General features: G+C 71.6%; 13 protein-coding genes. 6 read left to right on the forward strand and 7 right to left on the reverse strand.

Annotation, left to right across the window (positions count from 1 at the left end; all coding sequences use genetic code 11):
• Window positions 1–118: 118 nt before the first annotated feature.
• The 3 genes from FFK22_RS38870 (at window position 119) to FFK22_RS38880 (ending at window position 2,949) form a co-directional block, all read left to right on the forward strand.
• A complete protein-coding gene (locus tag FFK22_RS38870) occupies window positions 119–871 on the forward strand; it encodes an FkbM family methyltransferase (protein WP_138893672.1) in 753 nt (250 codons plus the stop codon).
• Window positions 868–1,623 carry a RibD family protein gene (locus tag FFK22_RS38875; RefSeq protein WP_138893671.1) on the forward strand — a complete coding sequence of 252 codons (756 nt, stop codon included), beginning with the start codon at window positions 868–870 and terminating at the stop codon, window positions 1,621–1,623. The genes FFK22_RS38870 and FFK22_RS38875 overlap by 4 nt, the downstream gene beginning before the upstream one ends.
• 273 nt (window positions 1,624–1,896) lie before the next feature.
• On the forward strand, window positions 1,897–2,949 hold the full coding sequence (locus FFK22_RS38880; RefSeq protein ID WP_221939199.1) for an IS5 family transposase: 1,053 nt from the start codon (window positions 1,897–1,899) through the stop codon (window positions 2,947–2,949).
• A 189-nt stretch (window positions 2,950–3,138) separates the two neighbouring features.
• Here the strand turns inward: FFK22_RS38880 and FFK22_RS38885 are convergent, their stop codons facing one another.
• The 3 genes from FFK22_RS38885 to FFK22_RS38895 are packed head-to-tail and all read right to left on the reverse strand — an operon-like array spanning window position 3,139 to window position 5,560.
• A complete protein-coding gene (locus tag FFK22_RS38885; protein ID WP_138893104.1) occupies window positions 3,139–4,182 on the reverse strand; it encodes a glycosyltransferase family 4 protein in 1,044 nt (347 codons plus the stop codon).
• Window positions 4,179–4,583, reverse strand: coding sequence for a 6-carboxytetrahydropterin synthase (locus tag FFK22_RS38890; protein ID WP_138893105.1), 405 nt, complete (start codon window positions 4,581–4,583; stop codon window positions 4,179–4,181). The genes FFK22_RS38885 and FFK22_RS38890 overlap by 4 nt, the downstream gene beginning before the upstream one ends.
• 2 nt (window positions 4,584–4,585) lie before the next feature.
• Window positions 4,586–5,560, reverse strand: coding sequence for a zinc-binding alcohol dehydrogenase (locus FFK22_RS38895; RefSeq protein ID WP_138893106.1), 975 nt, complete (start codon window positions 5,558–5,560; stop codon window positions 4,586–4,588).
• 144 nt (window positions 5,561–5,704) lie between these two features.
• On the opposite strand from FFK22_RS38895, the gene xylB reads away from it, so the two are divergent.
• From xylB to FFK22_RS38910, 3 genes are read left to right on the forward strand one after another with little or no spacing between them, the layout of a single operon-like run.
• On the forward strand, window positions 5,705–7,165 hold the full coding sequence (gene xylB, locus FFK22_RS38900) for a xylulokinase (protein WP_138893107.1): 1,461 nt from the start codon (window positions 5,705–5,707) through the stop codon (window positions 7,163–7,165).
• A 58-nt stretch (window positions 7,166–7,223) separates the two neighbouring features.
• Window positions 7,224–7,511 carry a CopG family ribbon-helix-helix protein gene (locus tag FFK22_RS38905; RefSeq protein ID WP_138893108.1) on the forward strand — a complete coding sequence of 96 codons (288 nt, stop codon included), beginning with the start codon at window positions 7,224–7,226 and terminating at the stop codon, window positions 7,509–7,511.
• Complete coding sequence (locus FFK22_RS38910) at window positions 7,508–7,780, forward strand: type II toxin-antitoxin system RelE/ParE family toxin (protein ID WP_138893109.1); 273 nt, start codon at window positions 7,508–7,510, stop codon at window positions 7,778–7,780. The genes FFK22_RS38905 and FFK22_RS38910 overlap by 4 nt, the downstream gene beginning before the upstream one ends.
• Window positions 7,781–7,792: 12 nt before the next feature.
• Here FFK22_RS38910 and FFK22_RS38915 read toward each other — a convergent pair whose 3' ends face one another.
• From FFK22_RS38915 to FFK22_RS38930, 4 genes are all read right to left on the reverse strand, one after another.
• Window positions 7,793–8,656, reverse strand: coding sequence for a DMT family transporter (locus FFK22_RS38915; RefSeq protein ID WP_138893110.1), 864 nt, complete (start codon window positions 8,654–8,656; stop codon window positions 7,793–7,795).
• A gap of 66 nt (window positions 8,657–8,722) precedes the next feature.
• Window positions 8,723–9,364, reverse strand: a complete 642-nt coding sequence (locus tag FFK22_RS38920) for a LysE family translocator (protein ID WP_138893111.1) — start codon at window positions 9,362–9,364, stop codon at window positions 8,723–8,725.
• An 85-nt stretch (window positions 9,365–9,449) separates the two neighbouring features.
• A complete protein-coding gene (locus tag FFK22_RS38925) occupies window positions 9,450–10,646 on the reverse strand; it encodes an ABC transporter substrate-binding protein (RefSeq protein WP_138893112.1) in 1,197 nt (398 codons plus the stop codon).
• Window positions 10,647–10,808: 162 nt separating this feature from the next.
• A complete protein-coding gene (locus FFK22_RS38930) occupies window positions 10,809–11,726 on the reverse strand; it encodes an MBL fold metallo-hydrolase (protein ID WP_138893113.1) in 918 nt (305 codons plus the stop codon).
• Window positions 11,727–11,888: the final 162 nt, after the last annotated feature.

Raw genomic sequence — 11,888 nt, forward strand, 5'->3', positions numbered from 1 at the left:
CTTGCGGCGGCCGCCTGCGGGGGCGGGCCACTCGACCGTATGGTCCGATACGCTCTTCGTGTCCCGCCCCCTCATCCGACTCGCCGCAAGACGACGCAGGGCGTAAGGGGGGTGGGAAATGGGGGTAACCGCCATCACCCGCGCCGCCGGCATCGCCCGCTCTCTTGTCATCTATCGCGGCATCCCGGGACGCTCCGCCCGTTTCCGGCGCTTCTTCTCGACCCTGATCCGGCCCGGCGATCTGTGCTTCGACATCGGCGCCCATGTCGGCAACCGCAGCCTGTGCTGGGCGGATCTCGGCGCCCGGGTGGTGGCGATCGAGCCGCAGCCCGATCTCGCCCGGCTGCTGCGCCACAGCTTCCGCGGCCGCCTCGGCATCACCCTGGTCGAGAGCGCGGTCGGCGCCGCCCCCGGCACCGCCGTGCTCCATCTCAGCAGCCGCACCCCGACGGTCGCCAGCCTGTCGCCAGACTGGATCGAGGCGGTGTCGCGGGTCGACGGCTTCGCCTCGATCCGCTGGGACCGGCAGGCCGAGGTGCCGGTGACGACGCTGGACGCGCTGATCGCCCGCTTTGGCACCCCCGCCTTCTGCAAGATCGATGTCGAAGGCTTCGAGGCCGAGGTGCTGGCCGGGCTATCACGCCCCCTGCCCCTCCTGTCGATCGAATATGTGCCAGCGGCGCCGCCGGCGACCCTCGCCGCGCTCGACCGGATCGAGGCGCTGGGCCGGTATCGGTTCCAGGTCTCGATCGGCGAAACCGGGCGCTTTCTGTGGCCGAACTGGCGCAGCGGGCACGAATTGCGGGCCTGGCTGTTGACTCGATCGCCGGGGGACCGCTCCGGCGACATCTATGCGCGGGCCGAGGCATGATGGACACCGCCTGGATCTGGCTGCTCGACCGCCGCGCCGGCCGGCCGGCGGCGCCACTGCCTGCCGACGCCGCGGCGCGCGACCGGATCGCGCTGCTGCGGCCCTTTGCCGAGGCCGAGGGCCGCTTCGCCCTGGCCCATCTCGGCCAGAGCATCGACGGCCACATCGCCACCGGCTGCGGCCAGTCGCAATTCGTCACCGGCCCCTGCAACCTCGACCATCTGCACCGGCTGCGGGCGCTCGCCGACGCCGTGCTGGTCGGCGCCGGCACCGTCGCCCATGACGACCCGCGGCTGACCACGCGCCGCGTCGACGGGCCGAACCCGGTGCGGGTGGTGCTCGATCCCGGCCGCCGGCTCGACGACCGCCGCGGCCTGTTCACCGACGGCGCGGCGCCGACGCTGCTGCTCTGCGCCGCCGACCGCGCCGACCGCCCGGCCGGCGCGGCCGAGGTCATCGGACTCGACGACCCCTGCCCCGCCGCGGTGCTGGCGGCACTGGCGGCGCGCGGGCTGCGCCGGGTGCTGATCGAGGGCGGCGGCACCACGGTGTCGCGCTTTCTCGCCGCCGGGGTGCTGGATCGGCTGCATGTCGCAGTGGCGCCGATCATCATCGGCTCCGGCAAGTGCGGCCTGCGGCTGCCGGAGATCGCCCATCTCGACCAGGCCCTGCGGCCGCCCTGCCGCACCTATGCGATGGGCGGCGACGTGCTGTTCGACTTCGACTTGCGGGGGACATCCCGGCCCACGTAAAGCGGGATCGGTTGCGTCCGGCCACATCGGGATCCGACGAGGTGTCGAGCGTCTTCTCGCGTTGCCTCTCCCGCCTGGCGGGAGAGGTCGGGCTCGCGCAGCGAGACCGGGTGAGGGCTGGCCCCGAGCTCGACAAACTCCCCTCACCCGGAGCCGCTTCGCGTCTCCGACCTCTCCCGCAAGCGAGACCTTTTCAGAATGGGAGGTTTCGTGATTCGGTTTATCGAGCCGAGGGAGAGGGTGGAGAGCATGGCGTGGCGGGAGCTTGGTCAATTGAGCCTGGCGGACAGCCTGGTGTCGGGTGTGGGGCAGAACGCGACGCTGGATCATCTGGCCGAGTTGATCGATTGGGCAGCGCTGGCGGAGCTGGTATCGCCGCTGGATCCGTTGCGGCGGGGGGCGCCGGGCTATCCGGCGCTGGTGCTGCTGAAGGCGCTGTTTCTGCAGCAATGGCACGGGCTGTCGGATCCCGGGCTGGAGGCGGCCTTGGCCGACCGTCTGAGCTTCCGGCGGTTCTGCGGCTTCGCGCTGGACGACAAGACACCGGACCATGTGACCATCCACCGGTTCCGCGAGGGGCTGCGGCGGCATGGTCTGGCGGAGCGGGTGTTCGAGGAGGTCAATCGGCAGATCGACGAGCGGAAGCTGATCCTGCGGCGCGGCACGCTGATCGACGCCAGCCTGGTGGAGGCGGCGGTGAAGCGCCCGCCGAAGCCGAAGATGAAGATAGAGGAAGAGAGCCCGGCGGAGGCCGCCGAGGAGGCGTCCCCGACGGAGGCGGCCGAAGGTCCGGCGCCGGTTCCGGCCCGGCCGCCGAGCAAGCTGGTGCGCAGCCCGGTCGATCCCGAGGCGGCCTGGACCAAGAAGAATGGACGCCGCAGTTTCGGCTACAAGGCCCATGTCGGGGTCGACCGGGGCTCGGGCATCATCCGGCGGCAACGCCTGATCCCGGCCAATGTCAACGACACGGTCGAGGCCGACGACCTGATCTGCGGCGACGAGGCGGCGGTCTATGCCGACGAGGCCTACACCACCCACAAGCGCCGGGAGAAGTTGCGGGAGCTTGGCATCAAGGACCGGATGATGCACCGGCCCAACAAGCACCATCCGCTCACGCCCCGCCAGATCCAGCACAACAGGGCCATCGGTCGGCATCGGGCCCCGGTCGAGCAGGTCTTCGCCCAGCTCAAGCGGCTCTGCGGCTGGACCCGGGTCCGCTACTACGGTGTCGCCCGCAACACCGCCCATCTGGCGCTGCTGTGCACCGCCCTCAACCTCAAACGCCTGGTCGTGCTGATGACCCCGCCCAAAACCAAACCCGCCTGAGCCCGGGGGCCTGGCGCCCGGCACCGGCCGGCTTTGGCCGCTCCGGCCCGGACCAACCCTGGCCCATACCGCCCTTCTTCCGGCATCTCCTCTGCCAAACCACCACTCACCACCATTGCGAAAAGGTCTCGCTTGCGGGAGAGGCAAAACTCACTCCTTACCGCGATGGGACGTGAATTCGTCCCGCCCCTACCCCACCAGATCCAGCTCATGCGCGAAGGCGGCGGCCTGGGCCGGCCAGCCGGGCAGCCGGGCGCGCGCCGCCAGGCCGGCCTCGCGCAGCCGCAGCCGGGCGCCCGGATCGGTCAGCAGGCCGTGCAGCGCCGCGGTCAGCGCGTCGATATCGCCCGGCGGCACCAGGATCCCGGCGTCGGGCGGCACGGTGTCCGGGATCGCGCCGCCGGTGGTGCTGACGATCGGCAGGCCGCGCGCCGAGGCTTCGGCCAGGGCCATGCCGTAGCCCTCGTGATGCGACGGCAGCACGAACAGGTCGGACCGGTCGTAGTGGCGCAGCAGCGTCGCCTCGTCGATCTCGCCGAGGAAGCGGATGCGGTCGGACAGGTCGGCGCGCTCCACCGCGGCCAGCACCGCCCGGGCATGCTCCGCATCGCGCTCCAGGCTGCCGGCGCAGTCGAGCCGCCAGGGCAGCCCGGCCAGGCGCTGCAGCGCGGCGACGAGGTCGAGATAGCCCTTGCGCGGCGTCAGCGTGGCGACGCAGAGCAGCACCGGCGCCGCCTCGCCCGAGCCCTGGGCCGGCGGAGTCGGGTCGGTGCCCGGCAGCACCACGCCGATGCGCCCGGCCGCGACACCGTAGCCCTGCAGGTCGCGGGCGGTGCCGGGGCTGGTGACGATCACCCGCCGCGCCGCCGCCAGCGCCTGCCGTTCGCTCTCCTCCAGCGCCTGGCGCTGCGCCGGGCTCAGCCCGTTCTCGAAGGCCAGCGGATGGTGGATCAGCGCCACCAGCCGCAGCCGCGCCGCCTCGGCCGCCATCTGCTGCGGCAGCACGCTGAAGGCCAGCCCGTCGACCACGGCCAGGGCATTGTCGGGCAGGCCCCGCAGCACCGCGGTGGCCTCCACGATTTCGGCCCGGCCGGGAAAGGGAAAGCCGTCGCCCAGCCGGCGCAGCGTCACCGGCCGGCCGAGCGCTCGCAACCCCTCGACGATGCGCTTGTCGTAGATATAGCCGCCGGTGCGCGACTCGGGATCGCCCGGCAGCAGGAAAGCGATGGTCATCGCGCCAGCCGGCCCTCATAGGAGGCCCAGGCGACATGCGATTCGTGCAGGGTCACGGCCAGGCTCTCGATCGCCGAGGCGCCGGCCCCTAGCTCGCCCGCCGCGGTCCGCGCGGCAATGCGGTCGAAGATGGTGCGAGCCAGCACCTCGGTCGTGGTGTTGCGCCCGGCGAAGGCGGCCTCGTCGTCCAGGTTGCGGTAGTTCAGCTCGGCCATCACCGCCTTCAGCGCGTCGGAGGCCAGGCCGATGTCGACGACGATGCCGTCGGCATCCAGCTCGGCCCGGCGGAAGGCCAGGTCGACGACATAGGTGGCGCCGTGCAGCTTCTGCGCCGGGCCGAACACCGCGCCGCGGAAGCTGTGGGCGATCATGAAATGGTCGCGGACCGAAACCGTGTACATGCCTAGTCCTCCGGGTAACGGATGCGCTGGCACAGCGCGCCGGCGGGGTCGGCCGCCAGCCGGGCCAGCACCTCGGGCAATTCGTCGAACTCGCAGTCGCCGCTGAACAGCACGTCCAGCGCCGGGTCCTGCAGCAGTTCCAGCGCCTTCCTCATGCGCCGGGCATAGTCCCAGCGCGGCCGCTGCGCCGTCGCCACCATCCCGACCTGGGAGGAGCGCAATGTCAGGCGCCGGGAATGGAAGGCCTCGCCGAGCGGCAGCAGCACCGGCGTGTCGCCGTACCAGCTGGCCTCGACCACCGTCGCCTCGACCCCGGCGAGGCCGAGCGCGGTCACCGCGCCCTTGGGATGGCCGCTGGCATGGATCACCAGATCCTGGTCGCCCGGCGCGTCCAGCGGCGCGGCGAAGCCGACCCCGAGCGCCGCGGCGACATCGGCCCGGCCGGGATCGGTGTCGACCAGCGTCACCGTGCAGCCGGGGATCCGCCCGGCCAGCCGGGCGACGAGGCAGCCGACGATTCCGGCGCCGACCACGGCGATCCGATCGCCCGGCCGCGCCGCCGAATCCCAGACGACGTTCAGCGCCGTCTCCATATTCGCGGCCAGCACCGCCCGCTCCGGCGGCAGGCCCTCGGGCAGCGGCGTCACCGCCGCCGCCGGCACGACATAGGCGGTCTGGTGCGGGAACAGGCAGAACACGTCGCGGCCGTGCAGGTCCTCCGGCCCGGCCTCGACCCGGCCGACATTGATGTAGCCGTACTTCACCGGCCCGGGGAACACGCCGGCCTGGAACGGCGCCCGCATCGCCTGGTGCTGGCTGCGCGGCACCTTGCCCTGGAACACCAGCGCCTCGGTGCCCCGGCTGAGGGCGCCGAAGCGGGCCCGCACCCGCACCTCCTCGGGCCCCGGCTCGGGCAGGGTCTCGGTGCCGATCCGGGCCTGGCCCGGCTTGAGGATCCAGAGGGCGCGCGCATCCATGATGCCCCTGGAATAAGCCCCCGCGCGGCCGCTGGCCAGTCGGGATCAGAGAAATCGGCTACCGCTGCAACACGGGGCCGGGCCTCGCGCGTTGCCTCCGGCCGGCGGGTTCCGTAGCTTGGGGCCGCAATCGGGAGGACGGGCATGTTTCTCGGCATCGATCTCGGGACCTCGGGGGTCAAGGTGGTGCTGGTCGATAGCGACCAGCGCGTGGTCGACCAGGAGGCGGTGCCGCTCTCCGTCTCGCGCCCGCATCCGCTGTGGAGCGAGCAGGACCCCGAGGAGTGGTGGCGCGCCACCGACCAGGCGGTGGTCGCGCTCAAGGCCCGGCACGCCCAGGCGCTGTCCGGCGTCCGCGGCATCGGCCTGTCCGGCCAGATGCACGGCGCCACGCTGCTGGACGGGGCCGACCGGCCGATCCGCCCGGCGATCCTGTGGAATGACGGCCGCGCCGCCGCCGAATGCGCCGAGCTGGAGCGGCGCGAGCCGCGGTCCCGCGCCATCACCGGCAACCTGGCCATGCCCGGCTTCACCGCGCCGAAGCTGCTGTGGGTGGCGGCGCATGAGCCCGACGCCTTCGCCCGCACCCGTCGGGTGCTGCTGCCGAAGGACTATCTGCGCCTGCGCATGACCGGCGCCGCGGCGTCGGAGATGTCGGACGCCGCCGGCACGCTGTGGCTCGATGTCGGCGCCCGGCGCTGGTCCGAGGCGATGTTGGCGGCCACCGGCCTGAAGCCGTCGGCCATGCCCGAGCTGTTCGAGGGCAGCCAGGCCACCGGCACGCTGCGGCCGGAGGTCGCCGCCGCCTGGGGTGTGCCGGCCGATGCGGTGGTGGCCGGCGGGGCGGGCGACAACGCCGCGGGGGCCGCCGGGGTCGGGGTGATCCGCCCGGGCGACGCCTTCCTGTCGCTCGGCACCTCGGGCGTGCTGTTCGTCGCCGATGCCGGCTTCGCGCCGAACCCGGCCGAGGCCGTCCATGCCTTCTGCCACTGCCTGCCGGGCACCTGGCACCGCATGTCGGTGATTCTCAGCGCCGCCTCGGCCCTGTCCTGGCTGGCCCGCCTGCTGGGTGGCACCGAGCCGGAGCTGCTGGCCGAGGCCGAGGCCGCCGATCCGGATATCGGCGAGCTCTTGTTCCTGCCCTATCTGTCCGGCGAGCGCACGCCGCACAACGACCCGACGGCGACCGGCGTCTTCCTCGGCCTGACCCATGCCACCGGCCGGCCGCAACTGGTCCGCGCCCTGCTGGAGGGCGTGGCCTTCGCCTTCGCCGACGGCCAGGCGGCGCTGACCGCGGCCGGGACTGCGATCGGCGAAGTGTCGGTGATCGGCGGCGGCGCCCGATCCCAGTTCTGGGGTCGGATCCTGGCGGCGGCGCTGAACCGGCCGCTGCACTACCCGGCCGGCGGCGAGCTGGGCCCGGCCTTCGGCGCCGCCCGCCTCGGCCGACTGGCCGCGACAGGCGAGGCACCGGAGGCCGTCTGCACCCGGCCCCAGACCGCCCGCGTGGTCGAGCCCGACACGGCGCTGGCCGAACGCTATGCCGCCAAGCACCAGCGCTTCCGCGCCCTGTACCCGATGCTGAAGCCGGCGTGGGCGGGGTAGGTCTACCGATCGGCATCGATACAGCGTATATACAGAGCCAATACGCTGGAGAGATCAGATGGCGGACTCGACTGTCGTTGTGCGGGTGGACGACGAGCTGAAGACGGCCTTTGTCGAGGCTGCGAAGGCAGCTGATCGCACGACGTCTCAGTTGCTTCGGGACTTCATGCGGGATTTCGTCAGAAGCCAGTCGGAGGCGGCCGAGTATGACGCCTGGTTCCGACGCAAGGTGGCCGAGGGCATCGCCGATGCACGCGCTGGCCGTGTGGTCTCGGGCGAGGAGGTCGAGGCTGAGTTCGCGGAACGCCGGAAGGCGTCGCTGCGCAAGATCGGCTCACGCGAGTGAAGCTGGAATGGACTCGCTCCGCGCGGGTCGATCGTCTGGACATCCATAGCCATATCGAAGCGGACAATCCGCGTGCGGCGGCCAATCTCGACCAGAGATTCCAAGACCTCGCGGCACGCCTTGCCAGCTTTCCTTACCTCGGCCGGCCCGGACGCGTCCTGGGCACGCGTGAAGCCGTCGCCCATTCGAACTACATGCTGGTGTACGAGATCGAGGGTGACGTCGTGCGCATCCTCCGTGTCCTGCACGTCGCGCGACGCTGGCCCTGAGCTGACGGCGTCCTATTCCCCCGCCACGGCGCCCAGGCTGGCGATCACGACCAGGGCGATGCCGGCGAGCTGGGCGGGGCTGAGCGCCTGGCCGAGCACGACGAAGCCGATCAGCGTGCCCAGCGCCGGCTCCGCGCTCATCAGGATGCCGAAGGCCCGGGTCGGCATCCGCCGCAGCGCCATCATCTCCAGCGCATAGGGCAAGAGCGGCACCAGGATGGCGAGGCCGATGGTGATGCCCAGCACCGCCGGCGGGATGTGGCCACCATTCTCCGCCAGCCCCCAGGGCGTGGCCACAACCGCGGCGACCGCGATCGACATGGTCAGCCCCTGCAGCCCCGCGAAGGCCTGGCCGACCCGCTTCATCAGCACGATGTAGATCGCCCAGCCCAGGCCGGCGCCGAGGGCGAAGCCGGCCCCGACCGGGTCGACCGTCCAGGCCGACCCGTCATGCACCAGCAGCACCACCCCGACCAGGGCCAGCACCGGCCAGACGGCGTGCCAGGCGCGGCGCATGCCGAAGGCGGCGACGCCGAGCGGCCCGAGGAACTCGATCGCCGTGGCCAGGCCCAGCGGGATGCGGATCACGGCCTGGAAGTAGCACAGCGTCATGCCGGCCATCGCCGCGCCCAGCAGGATCGCGCCGCGCCACTGCGCCCGGCTGTAGGAGAGAACCTTCGGCCGGGTGATGACGACCAGCAGCACGGCCGCCCAGGCCAGCCGCAGCCAGGTCGTGCCCAGCGGGCCGAAGCTGTCCAGCGTCGGCTTGGCCACGGCGGCGCCGAACTGGACCAGGGTCATCGAGCCGACCGCCATCAGCGCGGCGGCGGCGATCCCCGCGGTGGTGCCCGGTGTGCTGTTGGAATCGGCCGCCATGCTGTCTGGATCCGGCTGTCGGGTCGGGGCGGCACTATAGCGAAGCTTCGGCGCAAGCGCTGGCGGTCAGACCGGGCGCTTGTCGAAGGCCAGCCGCACGGCGAAGCCGGCGAGCAGGCTGCCCATCACCCAGCGCTGCACCTGCAGCCAGGTCGGCCGCGCCGCGAACCAGGCGGAGATGCCGCCGGCCGCCAGCACGATCATGAGGTTGACGGTGAAGCTGATCGCCACCTGGGTGGCGCCCAGCACCACGCTCTGCGCCAGCACATGGCCACGGTCGGGGTCGATGAACTGCGGCAGCAGCGAGACGTAGAAGATCGCGATCTTCGGGTTCAGAAGCGCGGTCAGGAAGCCCATGGCGAACAGCTTGCGCGGCCGGTCGGGCTTGAGGTCGCGCCGCGGCCGCAGCGGCGACCCGGCGCCGGGCCGCACCGAGTTCCAGGCCATCCACAGCAGGTAGCCGGCGCCCGCCAGCTTCACCGCCTCATAGGCCAGCGGCACCGCCAGCATCAGCGCGGTGAGGCCGATGGCGGAGGCCAGCATGTAGCAGAGCAGGCCCAGCACCACCCCGGCCAGCGAGATCGCCCCGGCCACCCGGCCCTGCAGGATCGAGCGCGACAGCAGGTAGACCATGTTCGGCCCGGGGGTGCAGACCATGCCGAGCGCGATCAGGGCAAGGCCGGCCAGGCCGGTGGGGCTGACGATCATCACGGGGATCCTCGACGGAAGCGAAGCGGAGCATCGCGGCCCGCCTCGCCGTCCGGCAATCGGAATCTTGCTCGGAGGGCAAGATTCAGCTCTTCACCAGCGGGCAGCCTCCCTCGGCCTCGGGGCGGAAGGCCTGGTCGGCCGGGATGGTGGCGCGCAGCGTGTACAGGTCCCAGTCGCCCTTGCCCGGCGCCTTGGCCTGGAACAGGTACATCGGGTGGATGTGGCGGCCATCGGCGCGGATCCGGCCCCGGCCGAACAGCGGGTCGTCGCTGGGGTTGGCCTTCATCCAGGCCATCACCGCCGCCGGGTCCTTGCCCTTGGTCGCCGCCACCGCCTTCAGGTAGTGGGTCAGGCTGGCATAGACGCCGGCCTGGATCATGCTGGGCATCTGGCCGCCCATGCGCTCGGCGAAGCGCTTGGAGAAGGCGCGGGTGCCGTCATTCATGTCCCAGTAGAAGCTTTCGGTCAGCAGCAGCCCCTGCGCCGCCGGGCCCAGCGTCTTGACGTCCCGGATCGTGGTCAGGAGGCCGGCCAGCTTCTGCCCGCCGGCCTGCAGGCCGAACTCCGACGCCTGCTTGATCGCGTTGATGGTGTCGCCGCCGGCATTGGCCAAGGCCACCACCTTGGCGCCCGAGGCCTGGGCCTGCAGCAGGAACGAGGCGAAATCCTGCCCCGGGAACGGGTGGCGGACCGAGCCGGCGACGGTGCCGCCCTGGGCCTTGACCAGGGCGCTGGCGTCGCGCTCCAGCGCATGGCCGAAGGCATAGTCGGCGGTGATGAAGAACCAGGTGTCGTCGCCCTGCGCGATCAGCGCGCTGGCGGTGCCGTGGGCCAGGGCCCAGGTGTCGTAGGTCCAGTGCACGGTGTTGGGCGAGCATTGCGCCCCGGTCAGGTCCGAGGTGCCGGCGCCGGAATTGAGGAAGATCTTGTTCTTGTCGCGGGTGATCTGGTTGACCGCCAACGCGACCGAGGAGGTCGGCACGTCGAGGATCGCATCGACGCCGTCGCGGTCGTACCATTGCCGGGCGATGTTCGAGCCGATGTCCGGCTTGTTCTGGTGGTCGGCCGAGACGATCTCGACCGTCAGCCCCTTGTCGACCGCGGCGAAATCCTCCGCCGCCATCCGCGCCGCCACCACCGAGCCCTCGCCGGTGATGTCGGCATAGACGCCGGAGCGGTCGTTCATCACCCCGACCTTGACCTTGGTCTGGGCCTGGATCTCGCCAGACGACAGAAGGCCGGCCGCGATCAGGCCCAGCGCCAGGACATGAAGCTTCATCGTCTCCCCCCGAGCTCGTGTTTTCGTTGCCGGGGATGATGACAGGAAGTTCGTCGGATCGACAAGCAAGCCCGGGTGCCGGGCGGGCACGGGAAGACCGGGCGTTCGCGTCGCCTCTCCTCCCCGGGTCGGGTCCGGGGAGGAGAGGCGACCAGCCGGCGGTCAGTAGTCCCAGAACACCGGCACCCAACGGAAGGCGTCGCCGGCGGCCGCCACCCGGCCGACGGACGGGAACGGCAGGTGGGTGGCCACCAGCAGCTCGCCGGTCCCCGCCAGCTCCCGCAGCAGACGGGTCCGCACGCGGGCCGCCTCCTCGGGGTCGTGCTCGAAGCCGTTGTACCAGTCGGGGTGCTCGAACCCGACCGCGAAGACGAGGTCCCCGGCGAAGGTCAGCCGGTCGCCGCCGGACGCCACGCGGACCACGCTGTGCCCGGGGGTGTGGCCGCCGGTGCGATGGACGACCACCCCCGGCGCCACCTCGTGCGTCTCGTCGAACGTCCGCAGATGGTCGCCATATTCCTTCATGAAGTGCTTGGCGGCCGAGCGGAGCGCGTCCGGGAATCCCGGCGGCATGGAGACGTGGGAGAAATCGGGCGCGCCCCAGAACTCGACCTCGGCGGCCGCCACATGGATCCGCAGGTCCGGGCGCAGCTGCTCCTTCACCCCGTCGACCAGCAGCCCGCCGACATGGTCCATATGCATGTGGGTCAGCACCAGGTCGGTCACCGACCCAAGATCGATGCCGGCGGCTTCCAGCCGCTTGATCAGCTGCCCGGCCCGCGGCAGGTTCAAGGCCGGGTCCAGCCCCAGCCCGGCGTCGACCAGGATGGTCCGGTCGCCGCTCTTCACCACGACCACGTTCAGCGCCCAGTCGAACGCGTCCGGCGGCAGGAACATGTCCTTCAGCCAGGCCGCCCGGACGGCCGGGTCGATGTTGTGGGCCAGCATCGCGGTCGGCAGCGGCAGCACGCCGTCGCTGACCACCAGCACGTCGATCTCGCCGATCCGCAGCGCGTAGCGCGACGGAACCAGCTCCTCGGGGCTCGTCCGACCGGGGTGCGAGGTGTTGTCCAGGTCCATGTCCGTCTCCTGCTGAGCGTCGCTTTTCCGATGGGCTTCAGTACCCCCGTGGGCAGCGGAGACGTAATTACCCCGTGGGCTAGGTCGCCTACGTCCCACGGATATCCGGGACCGATGAATCCGGAGCGGCCGTCTGGTCGCGGCCCCGCCCCCTCACCACAG

The organism is Mycobacterium sp. KBS0706, assembly GCF_005938675.2.
Taxonomy (GTDB): domain Bacteria; phylum Pseudomonadota; class Alphaproteobacteria; order DSM-16000; family Inquilinaceae; genus Inquilinus.